The sequence below is a fragment of the Pseudomonas lactucae genome (assembly GCF_016937615.1).
In the GTDB taxonomy this organism is placed as follows: Bacteria; Pseudomonadota; Gammaproteobacteria; order Pseudomonadales; family Pseudomonadaceae; genus Aquipseudomonas; species Aquipseudomonas lactucae.
The window spans coordinates 1-19,363 of the sequence record NZ_JAFHKI010000150.1 but is presented as its reverse complement, the minus strand read 5'-3'; the positions used below and the strand labels follow the sequence as shown (position 1 = coordinate 19,363).

Sequence of the window (19,363 nt, the reverse complement as noted above, 5' to 3'; positions counted from 1 at the left end):
AGGGCCCTCCCACATTAGCCGCATTTCAAGGCTGGTTTTTCAGGAAGGCGGCGATCAGTTGGTTGACGTGCTCCGCTGCCTCCAACTGCACCATATGCCCCTGCCCCGGCACGATTTCCACTTGGGCCTGCAGCCCCTCGGCATGTCCAGCCGGGATGATGGCATCGTCACCGCCCCAAATCACCAGGCTCGGTTGCTGCCCCACCACTTTGCGCAAATCCAGGCGCTGGCGCCCACCTTCAAACAACTGGGCATTGAGTTGATTCAACGCCTGATCCACCCCTTCCAACCGCTTGAACTTGAGCATGTCCTCCAGCATCTGCCGGGTGACCAGCACCGGGTCGCTGAATAGTTGGGTCAGCTGCGGTTTGAGCGCGTTGCGGTTATTCGCCGCGGCGAACCCTTGCAGATAGTCGCCGTTGATATCCACGCCAAGCCCGGCGCTGGCGATCAGGATCAATGAAGCGACCCGTTCCGGTGCCTGGCTGGCCAGCGTCAGGCTGACCAACCCGCCCATCGAATGCCCGGCCAGGTGCACGCGCTCAAGCTCGAGGTGATCGAGCAACGCCAGCACCGCCCGGCTCAATTCCACGGCATCACCCGTTTGCAGATGCTTGCCCGACTCGCCATGCCCCGGCAGGTCCAGGGCGATCACCCGGCGCTCGGCGGCCAGGGCCGGTTGGTTGAACAGCCAGTTGTTCAAGTCGCCGCCAAACCCGTGCACCAGCACCAACGGCGTAGCGCCCTCGCCCAGGTCGAGATAGCGCAACAAGCGCCCGCCCACCTCGACCTTTTGCGCACTCGGCCCCGTGGCTTCGGCCTTGGCGCTGCTTGAGACAAACCCGGCGTTGAAACCCTCGATCACCGCATCGATCTCTTCCTCGCTGGCCTCGCCTTCCACCACGATCCCCAGCAGCGCTCCCACCGGCAAGGTTTCGTCGCTCAACGCCAAGACCCGGCGCAACACGCCGCTGAACGGCGCCTCGACACTGCTGGATATCTTGTCGGTCTCCACGTCCAGCACTTCCTCGCCCTTCTCCACCCGGTCACCGGGTTGCTTGAGCCAGACGTCGATGCGCCCTTCGGTCATCGACAGCCCCCACTTGGGCATGGTCAAGGTATGGATCATGCGGCAGTCCTCTTGTCGGCGATCTTCAGCACGGCCGCTTCGATCTTCGCGGCATTGGGGATGTACAGGTCTTCCAGCGCATCGGAAAACGGTACCGGGGTGTGCGGCGCGGTGACCATTTCAATCGGCGCACGCAGAAACGCAAAGCCTTGCTGCGCCACCAGCGCACTGATGTCGGTGGCGATGGAGCACCGTGGGTTGGACTCGTCGATCACCACCAGGCGCCCGGTTTTCTCCACGCTTTCCAGGATGCTGTCTTCGTCCAGCGGGCTGGTGGTGCGCAGGTCCAGCACTTCGCAGTCGATGCCTTGGCGCGCCAGGTTGGCGGCGGCTTCCAGGGCGATATGCACCATGCGCCCGTAGGTCACCAGGGTCACGTCACGGCCTTCGCGCACGAAGTTGGCTTCGCCGAACGGCACGGTGTAGAGCTCTTCCGGCACTTCGCCTTGGAGGCTGTAGAGCATCTTGTGTTCGAGGAAGATCACCGGGTCGTTGTCGCGGATCGCCTGGATCAGCATGCCCTTGGCGTCATAAGGCGTGGCCGGGCACACCACCTTGAGGCCGGGAATGTGCGTCCACATCGAGGTGAGCATCTGCGAATGCTGGGCGGCGGCGCGCAGCCCGGCACCGTACATGGCGCGGATCACCAACGGCGTGGTGGTCTTGCCGCCGAACATGTAGCGGAACTTGGCGGCCTGGTTGAGCAACTGGTCGAGGCAGCAGCCGATGAAGTCGACGAACATCAACTCGCACACCGGGCGCATGCCACGGGTCGCGGCGCCGACGGCCATGCCGACGTAGCCGACCTCGGACAACGGCGCATCGAGTACGCGCTCGGGAAACTCCGGATACAGGCCCTTGGTCACACCGAGCACACCGCCCCAGGCGTCCTGCTCGCCGGGGGAACCGGTGCCGCCGGAAACGTCCTGGCCGATGATGAATACACTCTGGTCGCGGCGCATTTCCTGGGCCAGGGCTTCGTTGATTGCCTGCTGATAGCTGATTTTGCGAGCCATGAAATTCTCTCCGAAGATTATTGTTATGAGCGATAGGCGACGTAGACGTCACTGAGCAAGTCAGCGGCCTGGGGCTTGGGATCGGATTTGGCCAGGCGCACGGCGTCTTCGATCAACTGGGCCACCTCACCGTCGATGCGCTCGAACTGCCCGGCGTCGAGCCAACCTTCGGCTTGGCACCGCGTGCGAAACAGCACCAGGCAATCCTGGGATTCACGCAGGTTTTTTACTTCGTCAACGCCACGATAGGTTTGCGCATCGCCCTCGAAGTGACCGTAGAAACGGCTCAACTTGACCTCTACCAGGGTCGGCCCCTCGCCGTTGCGCGCACGCTCCACCGCCACGCCCAGCGCCTGGTGCACGGCGAAAAAGTCGTTGCCATCGACAATGACGCCAGGCATGCCGAACCCCACGGCGCGCTCGGCGATGTCCTTGCACGCCACCGACCAGCCGGAGCCGGTCGCTTCGGCATAGCCGTTGTTCTCGGCGACGAACAGGCACGGCAGTTTCATGATCGCGGCCAGGTTCATCGCCTCGAACACCGCGCCCTCGTTGGAGCCACCGTCGCCGAAAAAGGCCACGGCCACGCCTTGGCTGCCCTTGAGCTTGGAGGCCAGCGCCGCCCCGGCGGCCAACGGTGCACCGGCACCGACAATGCCGTTGGCGCCGAGCATGCCCTTCTCCTGATCGGCGATATGCATGGAACCGCCCTTGCCACCGCATACCCCCGTTTTCTTGCCATAGATTTCGGCCATCATGCCGAACACGTCCACGCCCTTGGCGATGCAATGGCCGTGGCCACGGTGGTTGGAGGCGATACAGTCTTCGTCATTGAGGTGGGCCATGACCCCGGCGGCGCTGGCTTCCTGGCCGGCATACAAGTGCACGAAACCGGGGATCTCGCCGGTGGCGAATTCCACGTGCAGGCGTTCTTCAAAATCACGGATGGTGCGCATCACGGTGTAGGCATGCAGCAATTGATCGGTGGACAGGTGAGTGGACATCTTGTTGTTCTCCGGTTGTCTCGACACACAGAAGGCTGGCTGCGGCCAGCTGTAACCGCTTCAGCACAGCCTGTGCCAAACCGCCGAAAAACCTGGCAAAGCCTTGATCCAGAGCAGTGCCGCGCGGTTGTACGCAGGCGTCGCCGCAGCGCAGAATGAGACCGGCCATTGCAGCGTGCCGGCTGCGTCTCGGCCTCCATGAGACGCTGCGTCTCACCCCGGGCCCCTGGTCAGAGCGCGCTTGTCGCTGTGCGTCCATGGGCGCATAATGGCGGGCATAACAACAAAGATCGAGAACCGGAGGCCTTATGCTCGCCGTGAACTCCAAAGAGCACGTCGACTGCGTCAGTCGCGTGGTCCGCAGTGCCGAACGCCTGCCTCAGGCGCCGGTGCCGGCGTTGATTTTCGATTCATGGCGCCGCTCCATGGAACAACACCACCTGGACCCTGGCTCGCTGCAAGGGCCCCGTATCCTCACCGAACCTGTGCTCAAGGAATGCCGCGAACGCGCCGAACTGTTCATGCGCATTGCAAGTGAAGCCGTAGGCCAGTTGCATCACCGTGTGCGCCAAGCCGATTACTGCGTGATGCTCACCGACGCCCAGGGCCAGACCATCGACCACCGCGTGGACACGGCGATTCGCAGCGACTGCCGCAAGGCCGGCCTGTACCTGGGCACCTGCTGGTCGGAAGCCGAAGAAGGCACCTGCGGCGTGGCCACGGTGCTCACCAGCAAAGCCGCCGTGACCGTGCACAAGCGCGACCACTTTCGCGCGGCGTTCATCGGCCTGACCTGCTCGGCCGCGCCGATCTTCGACCCGCAGGGCAACCTGTTGGGCGTGATGGACGCCTCGGCGCTCAAATCCCCGGATGACCGGCGCAGCCAGCATCTGGTGCGGCAAATGGTGGCGCAGAGTGCCCAGGCCATCGAGAACGCCTTCTTCATGCACAGCGCTCGCCAGCACTGGGTACTGCAGGCGCACAGCACGCCGGGCTATGTGGACAGCCAGCCCGACCTGTTGCTGGCGTGGGACCAGGACGGACACCTGCAGGCCTTGAACAGCAAGGCGCGCCAGGCCCTGCGCCTGCGCTTTGGGCAAGTGCCGGAGCATATCGGCGAGGTGTTCGACCTGGACGCGTTGCGCGCGGTCACCGACCAGTCGACCCGGCAACTGTGCTGGCGGGGGCAATCGCAAGCCCTGCACGTACGGGTCAACACGCCACGGCGCGCGCAAGCACGGCCACTGCCGAACACCGAGGTCGACCCGCGAGTGGATGAACATCTGCGCCTGGCCGTGCGGGTCAAGGACCGTAACCTGCCGGTGCTGGTGCAGGGGGAAACCGGCGCGGGCAAGGAAGTCTTCGCCCGCCAATTGCATGAGCGCAGCGCCCGGCGGGACGGCCCCTTTGTCGCGGTGAACTGCGCGGCGATTCCCGAAAACCTCATCGAAAGCGAGCTGTTCGGCTACGTGGCCGGGGCCTTTACCGGGGCCTCCAGCAAAGGCATGCCCGGCCTGTTGGTGCAGGCCGATGGCGGCACATTGTTCCTGGATGAAATCGGCGACATGCCCCTGGCCTTGCAAACGCGCTTGCTGCGGGTGATGGCCGAGGGTGAAGTGGCGCCGCTGGGCGCAGCCAAGACCCGGACCGTGGATATCCAGGTGATCTGCGCCAGCCACCGTGACCTGGCGGCGCTGGTCAACGAGGGGCGCTTTCGCGAAGACCTGTACTTTCGCCTCGGCTGCGCGCGTTTCTGCCTGCCGCCCTTGCGCGAGCGCACCGACAAACTGGCGTTGATCAACCGGCTGCTGGAGCAGGAGGCGCGTACCAGCGGCGTGTCGCCGGGCATCGGCCAGGCCGCGCTGGAACGACTGCTGGGTTATGCCTGGCCGGGCAATGTGCGGCAACTGCGCCATGTGTTGGCGTATGCCTGCGCGGTGTGTGAGGGCGGTACGCTGCAACTGGCGGATTTACCGGTGGAGGTGCGGGGCGAGCAGGTCGAGGCGCCGGCTGAACCGAGCGTCAGCCCGGAACGCCAGGTGGTGCTGGATGCGTTAATTCGGCATCGTTGGAAGCCCTTGCCGACGGCGCAGGCGTTGGGGATTTCACGGGCGACGCTTTACAGACGGGTGAACCAATTGGGCATCGACATGCCTGGCAAGGCCATCTGACACAACGCGGTCAACCCTGTGGGAGGGGTTTGCCCAATGCCAGTCAATTAAGGGCGAACACTGTACCTGTGGCGAGGGAGCTTGCTCCCGATGAGGGAGTGTCAGTTGATGCATCTGTGGCTGACTCACCGCTATCGGGAGCAAGCCCCCTCCCACATTGGATCGAGCAGGCCTTGGGTTTCAGCGGTAGACGAGGCCGCCGTCGATCAGTGGTGCCTGGCCGGTCATGTAGTCCGAATCCGGCCCAGCCAGGAACGCCACCAACCCCGCCACATCTTCCGGCGTTTGCGCGCGGCCCAGGGCAATGCCGTCCACGTATTTCTTGTAAGTCGCGCCGACTTCAGCCCCGGTGATCTCGGCCATGCGCCGTCGATCTCGACCCACATGTCAGTGCCCACCACACCGGGGCAATAGGCATTCACCGTGATCCCGGCGCTCGCCAGCTCCTTGGCCGCCGCCTGGGTCAGGGCGCGCACGGCGAACTTAGTGGCCGAATACACACCCAGCAACGCAAACCCTTCATGGCCGGCGATGGAACAGGCATTGATGATCTTGCCCTTCTGCTTGAGCGCCTTGAACTTCCTGCCAGCAGCCTGAATGCCCCACAACACGCCCTGCACGTTGATGCCCAAGGTGCGTTCGACCTGCTCCGGGCTCACCTCCAACAATGAGTCGATCTGCGCCACCCCGGCGTTGTTGACGATAATGTCAAAGCCGCCCAGCGTCTGGTGCGCGTGCTCCACCGCCGCGACCACCTGGTCGCGCTTGGACACGTCGGCGATAAATACCGACGCCTTGCGTCCCAGCGCGACGATTTCAGCCGCCACGGCTGCGAGCTTGGCGCCGTTGATGTCGACCAGGGCGATATCCGCACCGTCCCGTGCCAGGCGCAAGGCAATGGCCCGGCCAATTCCCTGCCCGGCGCCTGTCACCAGCGCAACCTTGCCTGCAATACCCATGACGCTCTCCTGCAATGATAAGGGAAGTCTTGTCTATCGCAGGTGCACGCCGGGGTGTCGAGGCGCGAGGAGAATAGCGTGGCAACCGAGACGGGCCGTCTCACTGCATGAGTGATCCAGGGAACTTGTAAAAGTGCACGCGAATGCCTAGCTTATGCGCCCCCTGCCCCTGCGCTTTAAGGCACTGCTCCCATGGTTTTGCGTTTTCGTCCTGTCGTCACGTCACGTTTGGCCCTCGGCCTGCTGCTCAGCGGTGGGATCGGCAACAGCCTCGCGGCAAGCCTCGAACTGCCGGCGGTGAACGTCCAGGGCCAGGATGAATCGGGTTATCGCGCGGACACCGCCTCCGTCGGCGGCTTCAATGAGGCGCCACTGCTGGATACACCGGCGTCGATCACCGTGCTCAACGCCGCACTGATCAAGGACCAGCAGGCGCGCCTGCTCAGCGAAGTGCTGCGCAACGACGCGTCGGTGGGCGACAGCTACGCGCCGATTGGCTACTACGAGAACTTCGTGGTGCGCGGGTTCTCCCTGAACGCGGCCAGCAGCTACAAGATCAACGGGCGCACCATCACTGGCGAGCAGAACGTCGCCCTGGAAAACAAGCAGCAGGTGGAAGTGCTCAAGGGCCTGGCGGGCCTGCAAAGCGGGATCTCCGAACCCAGCGGCGTGATCAACTACGTAACCAAACGCCCGGAGGATGTACGCTCGGTAACGGTCTCCACCGATGATCGCGGCAGCGGCTATATCGCCACCGACGTTGGCGGCTGGTTTGGCAGCGAGCAGCAGTTCGGCCTGCGCGCCAACGTGGCTCATGAAGACCTCAATTCCTACGTGGAACACGCCAACGGCCAGCGCGACTTTGTGTCCCTGGCCTTCGACTGGAACATCAGCCCCGACGCCGTGTTGAAACTCGACGCCGAGTACCAGAACAAACAACAGCGCTCGGTACCGGGCTACCAGTTGCTCGGTGGCACCGAAGTGCCCCATGACGCCTCACCGAAAAAACTGCTGGGCCATCAGAGCGGGTCCAAACAGGTCGGCATCGACTCGCTGAACCTCAACGGCAGTTTCGAGTACCGCTTCAGCGATCAGTGGAAAGGCAATGTCAGCGCGGCGCGCAGCAAGGTGGTGATTGATGATTACAGTGCGTTTGCGTGGGGCGGTGACACCAGCGGTGTCGGCAATACCTTCACCCCGCAGGGCAATTACGACATCTACGACTATCGCAGCCCCGACGACACCCGCCGCGACGATGAAGTCCAGGCCGCCATGACCGGCCTGTTCGACACCGCCGGGCTGGGCCATGAACTGACCTTCGGCACCAGTGCATTTCGCCGGGTGATCGACAAGCGCAAGGCCGTCAACGAGTGGCTCGGCAGCGGCAACATCGACGCCGACGCGCCGACGTTCGCGCCCGCCGACGTCCCGCTGAACCCCAGCCACCGCAGCCTCGACAGCCGCCAGTACGGCCTGTTCGTCACCGACCGCATCCGCTTCAACGAGCAATGGCAAACCCTGCTCGGCGGCCGCGAAGTGCGCCTGGACGAAAAGGCCTTCGACAGCACCGGCGACGAGACCCGCCATACCCGGCAATACGTGTTCCTGCCCCAGGCGTCGTTGATCTACAAGCCGATTGAAAACATTTCGCTCTACACCAGCTACAGCAAGGGGCTGTCCCTGGGCGGCACCGCGCCATGGTTCGCCAGCAATCCGGACGACACCCTGGCGCCGACCACCTCCCGGCAGATCGAAGCCGGGGTGAAATACGACTGGCGCCGCATCAGCTTCGCCGCCGCCGTGTTCCAGACGCGCCAGGCGTACCAGTACGCCAAGCCGGATGGCGCCGGCAACTTCACCTATGTGCAACAGGGCGAACAGAAAAACACCGGGCTGGAACTGTCGGCCAACGGCTGGGCCACCGAGCGTCTGCAGATCGCCACCAGCGTGGCGGCGATTCGCGCCCGCGTGAGCGGCAGCGGCACGCCGGCCTACGAAGAACACCAGGCGATCAACGTCCCCAAGCTGCGCGCCAGTGTGTACGCCGACTATGCCCTGCCGTGGTTCAACGGCCTGGCCGTGCTGGGCGGCGTGCAATACAGCGCCAAAAAGTACGCCAACCGCAGCGGCAACGTGGAGGTGGGGGATTATGCGGTGGTGAATGTCGGCAGCCGCTACACCACCCGCGTCGAGGGGTATGAAACGGTATTTCGCCTGAGCGTCGACAACCTGTTCGACAAGCGCTACTGGCGCGACGCGGGCGAATACATGGGCGATGATTACCTGTTCCAGGGCGCACCGCTGACGGCACGCCTGAGTGCCTCGGTCAACTTCTGAACACCCGCGGCGTTGCCAGGCACAGCGCCGCCATTGCGCATACCAGCAAGCTCCAACCCAGGTCTTGCGCCCAGGCCACCAGAGTCAGCCCGCCGCCAATCGCCAGGTAATACAACAAACCGAACACCGCTGCCGCCGTGCCCAAACGATCGCGGTATGCCATCAACGCGGCCCCGAGCACGTTGGGGATCGCCATGCCGAACGCCAGCACCACCAGCAGCATCGGCAATACGAATAACCCTGTGTGTTGCAGCGTCAGCACCAACAGGCTGCCCAATACGGCGATACCGGCTGCGGTCAGTACCAACTGATCGCCGTTCATCCCCCGCTTGAGCAACGCTTTGTTCAACCACGCCCCCAGCCCCGACCCCAAGGCCAACAGCACCCCGCTGTAGCCGAACTCGGCGGAGGACAACCCCTGTTGCGCGAAGATGAACGGCGCCACGCTGTAATAAGCGAACACGGCAATATTGAATACCGCCACCAGCCCGACCGAACACCATATGCCCAAGTCCTTGAACATCAGGCCCACGGTTTTGTGCATTGAGGTGGCGGGCAGCGACGCCGGGCGCGTTTCCGGCAGGGCCCATACGCACCAGCCCCACAGGAGCAACACGAGTACCAACAAACCGCAGAGCATGCCGCGGTAACCGAAGAACTGCACCAAAACCGCGCCGCTGAACAAACCAATCGCCGGGCTGGCGGCCATGGCAATGCCCACCACGGAAAACACCTGGGCCAGTTCCGGCCCATGGAAGCGGTCGCGCAACACCGTTTGCGTGACCACCGACGCCACCGCAGCGCCAAAAGCCGCCAACGCCTGGGCCAAGAGCAGGCCTGTGAAGGTGCTGACGCTCAAGGCCAACACCGACGCGCACGCGTATAGCGTCAGCCCGGCCAGCATGACCGGGCGGCGCCCAAGGTGATCACACGCCCGCCCCCACACCACAACACCCAGGGCAAAGGCCAGGAAATAGACCGACAGCGTCTGCCCCGCACGCTCGGGCCCCACCGCAAAGGCCTGGCCAATATCGCCGAGCGCGGGGCTGTAGAGGGTTTGGGCCAGTTGCGGAAACATCAGCAACGCCACCGCCAGGACCAGTAGATTTTTGAGGGTCATCGACGCGTCCTTCCAGGAATATAGTGGAAGAATTTTAAACAGCGTCGAATGCACTATTATCCGGACTTCGACAATTTATCGATGAAATCGGACAACCTATGGCCTGGCTCGCCGCCGACGCATCTTTCGATCCCGACCACCTGGCTGCGCCGGTTATCGGGATTGCCGCCCTCTTGGGTGATCACGATTCGGGGTTGCACCAACACCAACGTGGGCAGCTGCTGTTCACCCGTGAAGGCTGCACGCGCATCACCCTGGACAACCAGCTGTGCCTGCTGCCACCCACCCGTGCAGCCTGGATCCCCTGCGGGTTGCCGCACCGTGCGGTGATGCAGCGGACCGTGGATTATCGTTCGGTGTACTTGAGCCCTGCATTGGCGCGGCAATTGCCGTCCCAGGTTCGGGTGATCGAGGTCAGCCCATTGCTGCGGGCGGTGTTGGAACCGATGGCGATGGCGGCGTTCGATACCGATTGGTCCCGCGGCCGATATGCCCATCTGCTGGCGCTGTGCCTGAGCGAGATCTGCGACGCCGCCGAGCAACCGATGCTGCTGCCGCTGCCCCAGGACAAACGCCTGGCCCCGTTGATGAGCAGCCTCGACACCTTGCCGCCCTCGTTGCAGGCCCTGGAACAGCAAGTAGGCGCCAGCGCCAAGACCATCGGCCGGATTTTCCAACGGGAAACCGGCCTGGGGTACCAGCAATGGCGTCAGCAGTGGCGACTGATGCGGGTCATCGAACTGCTCGCCACCGGGCGCAGTATCAGCTACTGCGCCTTTGAGCTGGGTTTTACCAGCGACAGCGCGTTGATCGCTTTTTTCAAGCACATGACCGGCACCACGCCACGGGGTTATTTCAAAGCCCGTTGATGGCTTACTTGGGCATTTTGCGAAACCCCACCGCCAAGCGGTTCCAGCTGTTGATAGTGGCGATGGCCACGCTCAGGTCGATCTGCTCCTGGGCGTTGAACTCGGCGGCCAGTGCATTGAAATCTTCGTCCGGTGCATGGGTGTGGCTGATCAGGGTCAGGCTCTCGGCCCAAGCCAGTGCAGCGCGTTCACGTGGGGTAAAAAACGGCGTCTCCCGCCAGGCCGACAAGGTGTACAGGCGACGCTCGGTTTCCCCACCCTTGCGCGCATCGGCGGTGTGCATGTCGAGGCAGAAGGCGCAGCCGTTGATCTGCGAGACACGCAGGCGAATCAGTTCCAACAAGGGCAGCTCGATGGACAGTTTGCCGACGGCGGCTTCCAGGGCGAGCATGGCTTTCATGGCATCAGGGGAAGCGCTGTAGAAATCGGTACGCGGTTGCATGGTGCTTTCTCCGGTAGGGTGGGATTGGTGGCTAGGTTAGTCACCGGTGGGGGCGGGAGAAATAGCCAATTCCGGGGAAGATGCGGGGGCCAATGGGGCAAGTCGAACCGTCGCACCGCCCCTCCCACATTTGACCGCGCTCGATACGCAGAATCGGTCGGATCCAAGATCACCGTGAGTGACCGCAGCAGCGGCTATTTGCGCAATCAGACCACGCCTGCCATATGCTCCGAAATCCGCGCCCGCAACCACCGCTCCGCCGGGTCGTTGTCATGCACCCCGCTCCACACCATCGACAACTCCGCCGCCTCGATTGCGAACGGTGGGTCCTCGGCGCGCAACGCCGTGCCTTCGGTCAACGCACACGCCGCATAATCGGGCACCGTCGCGATGATCTGCGTGCCCGCCAGCAACGCCCGCAGTCCGCTGAATTGCGGCACCGCCAACACCACTCGCCGCGCGCGGCCAATGCGCGCCAGGTCGAGATCGATATTGCCGCTCAGGTCGCCCGAGAACGACACCATTGCGTGGGGCCGCTCGCAGTAATCGTCCAGGGTCAGCGGTTCAAGGCCGTCATCGCCACGCAGGACCTTGCACGGGATATCCCGCAGCTTCTTGCGCTTGGCGTTCGCCGGCAGTTCAGTGGTGTAGCTCACCCCCACCGAAATCTCGCCGCTGGCCAGCAGCGATGACATCAACAGGTAATTGGCGCGGCGCACCACCACGATGATGCCCGGTGCTTCCTCACGCAATTGACTGAGCAATGGCGGGAACAGGCCGAACTCGGCGTCGTCGGACAGGCCGATGCGGAACACTGCGCAACTGGTGGAGGGGTCGAAATCCTTGGCGCGGCTGACCGCGCCTGAAATGGTGTCCATGGCCGGTTGCAGCTCCTTGAGTATCGCCACGGCACGTGGCGTGGGCTCCATGCCCCGCCCGTTGCGCAACAGCAACGGGTCGTCGAACAGATCACGCAGGCGCCCCAACGCCGCACTCACCGCCGGTTGGCCCATGAAGAGTTTTTCGGCGACCCGGGTCAGGTTCTTCTCGAACATCAAGGCTTCGAAAATCACCAGCAGGTTCATGTCGACGCGGCGCAGGTCGTTACGGTTCATGGTGGTATCCAAACGGTTATCAGGTCGCCAGATAAGCACGCATGACGCGGCGGCGATTGCATGCCTGTGCTGTCTTTTCCAGCACCGCACCTGGCGAAATTAACAACGATTAACTCGTCAGCCGGGCGGTCCGGCAACAAGATTGGCGCCATCTACACTGGATCCATTCACCGGGAACGCTCCCATCGACTGCGGATATCTGTCATGGCCCGACTTGAGTACTGTGCCCCTCGCTTGCCCACCACCGGCGGCCTATGCCCCCGGCGCGAACGCATCGCCAAGCAACTGATCCTGGCCAATCTCGGCGAAAGCCTGGCCATCGCCGACCTGGCCCAGGCCTGCGCCCTGTCGCGCAGCCATTTTTCCCGCGCATTCAAGTGCACCACCGGGCTGTCGCCCCAGGAGTGGATACGCCAGCAGCGTATCCAGCGCGCCAAGGAGTTGATCACCCAATCGTCCCTGAGCCTGACGCAAATCAGCCTGGAGTGCGGGTTCTGCGACCAGGCGCATTTCTGCCACATGTTTACCCGCAGCGAAGGCGTCAACCCGATGACCTGGCGAAATCACCAATTACGCAACAAGCCTCAAGAGATTGCCGCCTAGTGGTCCGCGCGCTCCTGGCCTATGCTGGTCGCCTCCCGTTCCCAGAGCATGGCCACCCATGAGTGACCTCAACGACCAGGCCGTGCATTTCGGCCCCTACCGCGTCCATCCGCGCCAGCGCCTGGTGCTGGAGGCCGGTCGCCCGTTGCGCCTGGGACGACGGGCGGTGGATATCCTGCTGGTCCTGCTGGAACACGCCGGCAATGTGGTGAGCAAGCAGGAGCTGATCGCCAGGGTGTGGCCCAAAAGCGTGGTGGAAGACGGCAACCTGCGCGTGCATATGGCGGCGCTGCGCAAGGCGTTGGGCGACGGCCAGGCCGGGCAGCGCTATATCGTCACGGTGGCCCAGCGTGGCTACAGTTTTGTGGCACCACTGAGCATCGAACCGATGACGCTACCCACCGAAGGCGTACCCCAACGCCCGAGCCACAACCTGCCCTTGCGGCGCACCCGCATGATCGGCCGCCAGGCCCTGATCGACAGCCTGGTGCAGCAGTTGCCCGCACAACGCTTCATTACCCTGACCGGCGCCGGCGGCATCGGCAAGACCACCGTCGCGTTGCGCGTGGCGGAGGTGCTGATCGGCAATTACCGCGATGGCATTCGCCTGCTGGACCTGGCACCCCTCAGCACGCCGTCGATGATCCTGCCCTACCTCGCCAGCCTACTCGACCTCACCCACACCGAACACGCGCCGCTGGTGACCTTTGCCCGCAGCCTGCACGAGCGCCAGTTGCTGCTGGTGATCGACAACTGCGAACACCTGCTGGACGACATTGCGCTGATCTGCGAAACCCTGCTGCGCCATGCGCCAGAGGTGCACATCCTGACCACCAGCCGCGAAGCCCTGCGGGCCGAGGGCGAATACGTGCAGCGCCTGGAACCGCTGGCCTGCCCGCCCGTTGCCGGCAACCGCGCCCAGGCCCTGGGCTACCCGGCCCTGCAATTGCTGATCGAACGGGCCATGTCCCACCAGGACAGCTTTGAACTGGGCGAGGCCGAACTGCCGCTGGCAATCGATATCTGCCAGCGTCTGGACGGTATTCCCCTGGCAATCGAACTGGTGGCGGCGCAGATCGAGCGTTTCGGCCTGCCCGGGCTGCTGGTGCAGATGGAAGACAACTTCCGCCTGCTGACCCGTGGTCGACGCAGTGCCCTGCCCCGCCACCAGACCTTGCGCGCCACGCTGGACTGGAGTTTTGAGCTGCTGACCGAATGCGAGCAGATCTGCCTGCGCCGCCTTGCGGTGTTTCGCGACGGGTTCAGCCTGGCCAGCGCCGCGGCGGTCATCGCCGGCGAGCAGATCGCGCCTGCCCAAGTGCTGGGCTCGATCACCCAACTGGTGGCCAAGTCGTTGCTCAACGTGGAGGCCGCCGATGATGAGATGGTCTATCGCCTGCTGGACATCACCCGCACCTACGCCCTGGAAAAACTCAGCGTTGCCAATGAGCTGGACGCCACCCGCGAGCGCCACGCGGCGCGCTGCCTGGCGTTGATGGAGCAGGCCCAGGCGGATTGGCAACAGACCGCCACCCAACCGTGGCTCGACCGCTACGCGCCGTTGCGCGAAGACGTGCGCGCCGCGCTCGACTGGGGCCTGGCCGAGGGTGGCGGTCACCTGCTGGCGATCCGCTTGACCGTCAGTGCGATGCCCTTGTGGCAGGAGCTGTCATTGCTCAGGGAGCACGACTTGTATGTGGGCAAGGCGCTGGCGCTGATAGGCACGGTGAACGCGCCATGCACGCGCTTGAAAATGCAATTGCAGCTGGCGCTGGGCAGCCTGTCCTATCACGCCGTGGGTGGCGCCGGGCAAACCATCGCAGCGTTTATCGACGCTCGGCGCTTGGCCGATGAGCGCCAGGACCTTTCCGGACAGTTGCGTGCAATCTCCGGGCATATGGCGGTCAATCTGTGTGCCGGCCTCTATCGCCAGGCGCAGGAGCAGAGCCTGCAATTCGAGCACCTGGCCCCGCGCACCGATCCGCTGCTGGACCTGAGCGCCCAGCGTCTGCGCGTGCTGGCGCTACATTACAGCGGCAATCAGGTGCTGGCCCGGCAAAACGCCGAGCAGGTGATTCAGCGCATGGCCCACAGCGGCCACCTCAACCGGTTTGGCCGCTGCATCGGCGTGCAATACGATCAGAACGTGGCGTCGCTGACGGTGTTGGCGCGGATCCTGTGGTTGCAAGGTTTTCCCGAACAGGCCTGGCGCACCACCCACCAGGCGCTGGAACTGGCGCTGCAGATCAATCACGGCACGTCCATCTGCTACACCCTGGCCCTGGCCGGGGTGGTGATCGCGCGCTACAACGGCGACGACATCGCGGCCCAAACCTTACAGGCGCTGTTGCTCGAACATGCCCACAAGCACTCGGTGCAATTGTTCCAGACCTGGGCAGGGCATTACGCCGGCATCCTCGGTCACCGCGATTTGCAGGGTCTGGGGGTGGTCCAGGACATCCTGATCACGTTGGGTCTGCATGAGGTTGATGAGGCCGGATTGGAACGCGCTCGCCATGGCGATGCGGGCTGGTGCGCCCCGGAAGTCCTGCGGCTGCACGCGGAACAACGGCTGCGCCAGGATGACCTGAGCGGCGCGCAAACTCTGTTGCTTGAGGCGATGGAGCTGGCGCACCGACAAGGCGCGTTGGCCTGGGAGCTGCGCTGCGCGGAATCATTGGCAAGGCTGTGGCGCACCCAAGGTCGCGTGCAGCCGGCGCGCGACCTGTTGAGTGCGGTCCATGGGCGATACACCGAAGGTTTTGCCACCCGCGATCTAGTCCGCGTACGCCGCCTGCTCGATGAGCTGCAGGACAAACGGCCGGCCTGAAAACGGCCCCAGGTAGTGCCCGTCGCCCTGCTGCAGTCGTGCCACCTGCTGCGGGTCACGCAATTGCGCCAAGGCATAGCTGCGCACGCAATGCAGCAAGCGATAACGTTCGGGACCGAGACCGGGCTCCACCGCCAGCAGCGACATGTTCACCAGTCGCCCCAGCACATACGCCAGGTCGGCATGCTCAAGCTCAGTGCCCGCCACCAGTTGGGTCAAAGTGGGCAAGGTCACCGCCATCTTGAACAGGCCCAGCTGCAGGAACAGCCAGCGCTGCGGCAGGCTCAGGCGCTCGTAGCTCCAATCCAGCGCCGCCGTGAGCGACTGATGACGCTCTACCGCCGTGCGCCGTCCCCGCGTCAGCACCTGCAAGCCTCGACGCAATTGTGCCTGCAAGCCATGCACGCCCAAGGCGTGGACTTGCGCGGCCGCCAGCTCCAGGGCCAAGGGAATCCCATCCAGCCGCCGACAGATATCGCGCAGCGGCGCCAGGTCCTGAGGCCGCAACACGAACCCCTGCTGCCCGGCGCGCGCCCGCGCGACGAAGAGCTGCACCGCCGGGCACGCCAATGCCTGCTCGACACTGCCCAAGGCCGACGGCGCCGGCACTGCCAAGCGCGGTACGCGTTGCACCCATTCGCCGGGGGCCTGGAGGGTTTCGCGACTGCTGATCAACACCGTGACCTGGGGAGCGTGTTCGCGCAGTACGCGCAGCAAATGTCGACAGGACGCGAGCAGCAGGTCGGCGCCGTCGAGCACCAGCAATAACTGGCGCGTGGCCAATTGGCGGCACAGTTCGGTCGCATCGGCGCAGGGCGGCAGTTGCAGCGCGGTTGCCAGATGCTGCAACATCGCAATCGGCGCGTGCACCGTGGCCAGGTCGACCCACCACACACCGTCGCGATAACGCGGCAACACACGCTCGGCCAGCGCCTGGGCCAGGGTGCTCTTGCCCACGCCGGCGCAACCGGTGAGGGTCATCAGGCGTTGCCCGGACAGACGCCGTACCAGCACACCCAACAGTTCTTCGCGACCAAGGACAGGGCTGAGCCGTGCGGTCAGGTTGTGTGGCGGTATCACGGCCTGCACGCGGCCGTGTACCGGCGCGGCGAAGCAATAGCCGCGCTGGGGCTCGTTGATAATGAAGCGTTGCCCGCCAAGGGCGCGGCGCAGGGCGGCAATGTGCACGCGCAGATTGCCTTCTTCCACCACACTGCACGGCCAGACCCGTTCGATCAGGGTGGCCTTGCTGACAAATTGCCCAGGCACTTCGAGCAACACCGCCAGGATATCCAGCGCCCGCCCGCCCAAGGGCACCGGCCAGCCCGCCTTGCTGACCAGCCGCTGTTGGCGGTGAAAGGCGTATACACCGAAACGCAGCGTGCCGTCAGCGTCAAATGCCTGGGAGTTGTTCATGGCTGCAATCGCGCTGAAACGCCCGTTCTTGGGCGTCCGCGCATCCTATTCCGTGGGCTTGACGCTATTCTTGCCAGCTACCGGTGACAGAACAATGCTGGCACAGGGAGCGACACGGACAATCGGGTGCGCGAGACGGACATCCTGTCGCTAACTGAACTGTTGTCGGTATTGGGTGGGGTTCAGGCCAAGCTTTTCACTGAACAGAGAGCGCATATACCGCACGCTGCCGAAGCCTGCGTGGAAAGCCACGGTCTTGAGCGGCAGGTCGGTGCTTTCCAACAATTGTCGGGCACGGTCGATACGCGCGCCTTGCAAAAAGGCCATGGGTGTCATCTGCACCTCCCTGGCGAACAAGCGGGCAAAGTGGCGTGCGCTCATGCCGGCCAACTCGGCCATGGACTCGATGGTGAACGGTTGTTCCAGATGGGCCAGCACATGGTTCTGCACGCGGGTGATCGCGGTCTCATGGGGCGACACGGCGGCGGTCATCGGGCTGAACTGGGCCTGGCCACCCTGGCGTTTCATCACCACCAGCAGCACCTTGGCCACGTCCACCGCGACTTGCTTGCCGTGGTCCTGGGCAACGACGGACAACGCCAGGTCGATGCCTGCCGTGACCCCGCCCGAAGTAATCAGACGTCCGTCCTGCAGGTAGATGCGATCCGTTTCGACGATGGCCTTGGGGAACGCCTTGATCAGCCGCTCGGTGTAGTGCCAGTGGGTGGTGACGCGGTGATTGTCGAGCAGACCGGCATGACCCAGCACAAACGCGCCGGTACAGATGGAGCCGAAGCGCCGTGCCCGAGGGACCGAGGCCTTGAGCCAGGGCAGCAGATCGGGGTGGCATTCGTTATAGGCCCCCGGCCCGCCAGGCACCAACAGCAGGTCATAGGCACCGTCGGCCTGTTCCAGCAACAGATCGGCCTGCACCATCACGCCGTTGGAGGCGCGCAGCGGGCCGGGCTCGGTGCCAATGATGAGGATCTGGTAATGCGCGGCTGCAGGCAGGTAGCGGTTGGCAATGGAAAACACTTCGAGCGGCCCAGCCATGTCGAGCAGGAGGAAACCCGGAAACAGCGCCATGGCCACGGTTTTCATAGCAAAGAAGTCCATCGGGGAAGGAAAGCGGCGGCCATTATGCCACGTCGCAGACTGTCAACTCCATAGAGACAGTCATTCAGATTTCAGCTTCTTAATGAATCGATCAGCAACCATTAACCTTCTTCTCAACGCCGGAGCCCTGCATGTCGCAGCCCGCTCCCACTTGAGGACACTACCATGCTGACCCTTCGCAAAGCTTCCGAACGCGGCGCCGCCAATCACGGTTGGTTGAAGTCGTTCCACACCTTCTCGTTCGCCAACTACTGGAACCCTGCCGAACAGGGCTTTTCCGACCTGCTGGTGATCAACGACGACCGCGTCGCCGCCGGCAAAGGCTTTGGCCAACACCCGCACCGCGACATGGAGATCTTCTCTTATGTGCTCGAAGGCGCCCTGGAACACAAGGACACTCTGGGCACCGGCTCGGTGATCCGCCCCGGCGATGTGCAACTGATGAGCGCCGGTAGCGGCGTGGCCCACAGCGAGTTCAACCACAGCCAAAGCCGTGGGGTGCACTTTCTGCAAATCTGGATCGTGCCGTCCGTGGCCGGTGCCGAGCCGCGTTATCAACAGGAGCACTTCAGCGAGGCGCAAAAACGCGGGCGCCTGCAATTGATCATTTCGCCGGACGGTACCGACGGTTCCTTGAGCGTGCGCCAGGATGCGCGGGTGTATGCCGGGCTGTTCAACGGTGATGAAGCCGCCACGCTCGACCTGCCGCCCAATCGCCATGTGTACCTGCATGTGGCCCGGGGCAGCGTGGAAGTCAACGGCCAACGCTTGCAGGAAGGCGACGGTGCGCGAGTGCGTGACGAACGCCAGATCCGCCTCAGCCACGGCGACGATGCCGAGGTGCTGGTATTCGACCTGCGTCCTCAAGAACTGCCGCAGATGCCATGAAGTGCGCCGTGATGGCCCTTCGAAGCGGGCCATCGCTGGCGTCGATAGTCACCATCAGCGCAATGAAGTTCTCTTAAAAAATGCAACGCGTAACATCAAACCCATACCCGGCAACACCTACTTAAAACACTTGGAGTACACACTCATGAAACGCCAAATCTTGCTTAGCCTTGCTTTCTCGGTACTCGCTGCAAACGCATTTGCCCACCCGGTTGTTGCAGAAGGTGGCGCGGACCGCCTGATTGAAAGTCGTGTTGCTGAAAGCGGGGCCGATCGCCTGCAAGGCAACCGTGTCGCTGAAGGCGGTGCCGATCGTCTGCAGGAACGCGGTCTGGCTGAAGGTGGCGC

At 63.8% G+C, this 19,363-nt stretch carries 14 protein-coding genes and 2 pseudogenes; 7 read left to right on the top strand and 9 right to left on the bottom strand.

Going from position 1 to position 19,363, the window contains the following annotated elements; all coding sequences use genetic code 11:
* Positions 1 to 25: 25 nt before the first annotated feature.
* Genes JWR98_RS24175 through JWR98_RS24165 form a run of 3 tightly spaced genes read right to left on the bottom strand, consistent with a single transcriptional unit; the run spans position 26 to position 3,149 of the window.
* Positions 26 to 1,129, bottom strand: a complete 1,104-nt coding sequence (locus JWR98_RS24175; RefSeq protein WP_205491415.1) for an acetoin dehydrogenase dihydrolipoyllysine-residue acetyltransferase subunit — start codon at positions 1,127 to 1,129, stop codon at positions 26 to 28.
* Positions 1,126 to 2,145 (bottom strand): alpha-ketoacid dehydrogenase subunit beta, encoded by a 1,020-nt coding sequence (locus tag JWR98_RS24170; RefSeq protein ID WP_078732875.1) that lies wholly within the window; start codon positions 2,143 to 2,145, stop codon positions 1,126 to 1,128. Before JWR98_RS24170 ends, JWR98_RS24175 begins: the two co-directional genes overlap by 4 nt.
* A gap of 23 nt (positions 2,146 to 2,168) precedes the next feature.
* A complete protein-coding gene (locus tag JWR98_RS24165; protein ID WP_078732874.1) occupies positions 2,169 to 3,149 on the bottom strand; it encodes a thiamine pyrophosphate-dependent dehydrogenase E1 component subunit alpha in 981 nt (326 codons plus the stop codon).
* A 308-nt stretch (positions 3,150 to 3,457) separates the two neighbouring features.
* Between JWR98_RS24165 and JWR98_RS24160 the strand changes: the two genes are divergently transcribed.
* Positions 3,458 to 5,320: a sigma-54-dependent Fis family transcriptional regulator gene (locus tag JWR98_RS24160; protein ID WP_205491414.1), complete on the top strand. Its 1,863-nt coding sequence runs from the start codon at positions 3,458 to 3,460 to the stop codon at positions 5,318 to 5,320.
* Positions 5,321 to 5,500: 180 nt separating this feature from the next.
* Here the strand turns inward: JWR98_RS24160 and JWR98_RS24155 are convergent.
* Positions 5,501 to 6,279 (bottom strand): annotated as a pseudogene (locus JWR98_RS24155) (acetoin reductase).
* 192 nt (positions 6,280 to 6,471) lie between these two features.
* On the opposite strand from JWR98_RS24155, the gene JWR98_RS24150 reads away from it, so the two are divergent.
* Entirely contained in the window at positions 6,472 to 8,616 is a 2,145-nt protein-coding gene (locus tag JWR98_RS24150; RefSeq protein WP_205491413.1) for a TonB-dependent siderophore receptor, read from the top strand.
* Here the strand turns inward: JWR98_RS24150 and JWR98_RS24145 are convergent.
* On the bottom strand, positions 8,606 to 9,736 hold the full coding sequence (locus JWR98_RS24145; RefSeq protein WP_078732870.1) for an MFS transporter: 1,131 nt from the start codon (positions 9,734 to 9,736) through the stop codon (positions 8,606 to 8,608). The two genes, JWR98_RS24150 and JWR98_RS24145, sit on opposite strands and share 11 nt — an antisense overlap.
* Positions 9,737 to 9,834: 98 nt before the next feature.
* On the opposite strand from JWR98_RS24145, the gene JWR98_RS24140 reads away from it, so the two are divergent.
* Complete coding sequence (locus tag JWR98_RS24140) at positions 9,835 to 10,605, top strand: AraC family transcriptional regulator (RefSeq protein WP_078732869.1); 771 nt, start codon at positions 9,835 to 9,837, stop codon at positions 10,603 to 10,605.
* 4 nt (positions 10,606 to 10,609) lie between these two features.
* On the opposite strand, the gene JWR98_RS24135 is transcribed toward JWR98_RS24140, so the two are convergent.
* Both JWR98_RS24135 and JWR98_RS24130 read right to left on the bottom strand, forming a co-directional pair.
* The gene (locus JWR98_RS24135; protein WP_078732868.1) at positions 10,610 to 11,047 is read right to left on the bottom strand and encodes a carboxymuconolactone decarboxylase family protein; all 438 of its coding nucleotides are present in this window, start codon (positions 11,045 to 11,047) and stop codon (positions 10,610 to 10,612) included.
* 206 nt (positions 11,048 to 11,253) lie between these two features.
* A complete protein-coding gene (locus tag JWR98_RS24130; RefSeq protein ID WP_205491411.1) occupies positions 11,254 to 12,162 on the bottom strand; it encodes a LysR family transcriptional regulator in 909 nt (302 codons plus the stop codon).
* A 204-nt stretch (positions 12,163 to 12,366) separates the two neighbouring features.
* Here JWR98_RS24130 and JWR98_RS24125 point away from each other — a divergent pair, with 204 nt between their 5' ends.
* Together JWR98_RS24125 and JWR98_RS24120 are read left to right on the top strand one after the other, a co-directional pair.
* Positions 12,367 to 12,765 (top strand): helix-turn-helix domain-containing protein, encoded by a 399-nt coding sequence (locus tag JWR98_RS24125; RefSeq protein WP_042944555.1) that lies wholly within the window; start codon positions 12,367 to 12,369, stop codon positions 12,763 to 12,765.
* 58 nt (positions 12,766 to 12,823) lie between these two features.
* The gene (locus JWR98_RS24120; protein WP_078732866.1) at positions 12,824 to 15,595 is read left to right on the top strand and encodes an ATP-binding protein; all 2,772 of its coding nucleotides are present in this window, start codon (positions 12,824 to 12,826) and stop codon (positions 15,593 to 15,595) included.
* Here JWR98_RS24120 and JWR98_RS24115 read toward each other — a convergent pair.
* Entirely contained in the window at positions 15,542 to 17,011 is a 1,470-nt protein-coding gene (locus JWR98_RS24115; protein WP_205491410.1) for an ATP-binding protein, read from the bottom strand. The two genes, JWR98_RS24120 and JWR98_RS24115, sit on opposite strands and share 54 nt — an antisense overlap.
* A gap of 150 nt (positions 17,012 to 17,161) precedes the next feature.
* A complete protein-coding gene (locus tag JWR98_RS24110; RefSeq protein ID WP_205491409.1) occupies positions 17,162 to 18,112 on the bottom strand; it encodes a GlxA family transcriptional regulator in 951 nt (316 codons plus the stop codon).
* A gap of 180 nt (positions 18,113 to 18,292) precedes the next feature.
* Here JWR98_RS24110 and JWR98_RS24105 point away from each other — a divergent pair, with 180 nt between their 5' ends.
* Both JWR98_RS24105 and JWR98_RS24100 read left to right on the top strand, forming a co-directional pair.
* Positions 18,293 to 19,015 carry a pirin family protein gene (locus tag JWR98_RS24105; RefSeq protein ID WP_078732864.1) on the top strand — a complete coding sequence of 241 codons (723 nt, stop codon included), beginning with the start codon at positions 18,293 to 18,295 and terminating at the stop codon, positions 19,013 to 19,015.
* Positions 19,016 to 19,160: 145 nt separating this feature from the next.
* Positions 19,161 to 19,363 (top strand): annotated as a pseudogene (locus JWR98_RS24100) (hypothetical protein); the annotation flags it as partial.

Excerpts from the sequence above, each read along its gene's own strand:
- JWR98_RS24145 (WP_078732870.1), bottom strand. The coding sequence starts at position 9,736 with ATGACCCTCAAAAATCTACTGGTCCTGGCGGTGGCGTTGCTGATGTTT.
- JWR98_RS24140 (WP_078732869.1), top strand. The coding sequence starts at position 9,835 with ATGGCCTGGCTCGCCGCCGACGCATCTTTCGATCCCGACCACCTGGCT.
- JWR98_RS24165 (WP_078732874.1), bottom strand. The coding sequence starts at position 3,149 with ATGTCCACTCACCTGTCCACCGATCAATTGCTGCATGCCTACACCGTG.
- JWR98_RS24115 (WP_205491410.1), bottom strand. The coding sequence starts at position 17,011 with ATGAACAACTCCCAGGCATTTGACGCTGACGGCACGCTGCGTTTCGGT.
- JWR98_RS24150 (WP_205491413.1), top strand. The coding sequence starts at position 6,472 with ATGGTTTTGCGTTTTCGTCCTGTCGTCACGTCACGTTTGGCCCTCGGC.
- JWR98_RS24170 (WP_078732875.1), bottom strand. The coding sequence starts at position 2,145 with ATGGCTCGCAAAATCAGCTATCAGCAGGCAATCAACGAAGCCCTGGCC.
- JWR98_RS24160 (WP_205491414.1), top strand. The coding sequence starts at position 3,458 with ATGCTCGCCGTGAACTCCAAAGAGCACGTCGACTGCGTCAGTCGCGTG.
- JWR98_RS24105 (WP_078732864.1), top strand. The coding sequence starts at position 18,293 with ATGCTGACCCTTCGCAAAGCTTCCGAACGCGGCGCCGCCAATCACGGT.
- JWR98_RS24130 (WP_205491411.1), bottom strand. The coding sequence starts at position 12,162 with ATGAACCGTAACGACCTGCGCCGCGTCGACATGAACCTGCTGGTGATT.
- JWR98_RS24110 (WP_205491409.1), bottom strand. The coding sequence starts at position 18,112 with ATGAAAACCGTGGCCATGGCGCTGTTTCCGGGTTTCCTCCTGCTCGAC.
- JWR98_RS24125 (WP_042944555.1), top strand. The coding sequence starts at position 12,367 with ATGGCCCGACTTGAGTACTGTGCCCCTCGCTTGCCCACCACCGGCGGC.
- JWR98_RS24175 (WP_205491415.1), bottom strand. The coding sequence starts at position 1,129 with ATGATCCATACCTTGACCATGCCCAAGTGGGGGCTGTCGATGACCGAA.
- JWR98_RS24120 (WP_078732866.1), top strand. The coding sequence starts at position 12,824 with ATGAGTGACCTCAACGACCAGGCCGTGCATTTCGGCCCCTACCGCGTC.
- JWR98_RS24135 (WP_078732868.1), bottom strand. The coding sequence starts at position 11,047 with ATGCAACCGCGTACCGATTTCTACAGCGCTTCCCCTGATGCCATGAAA.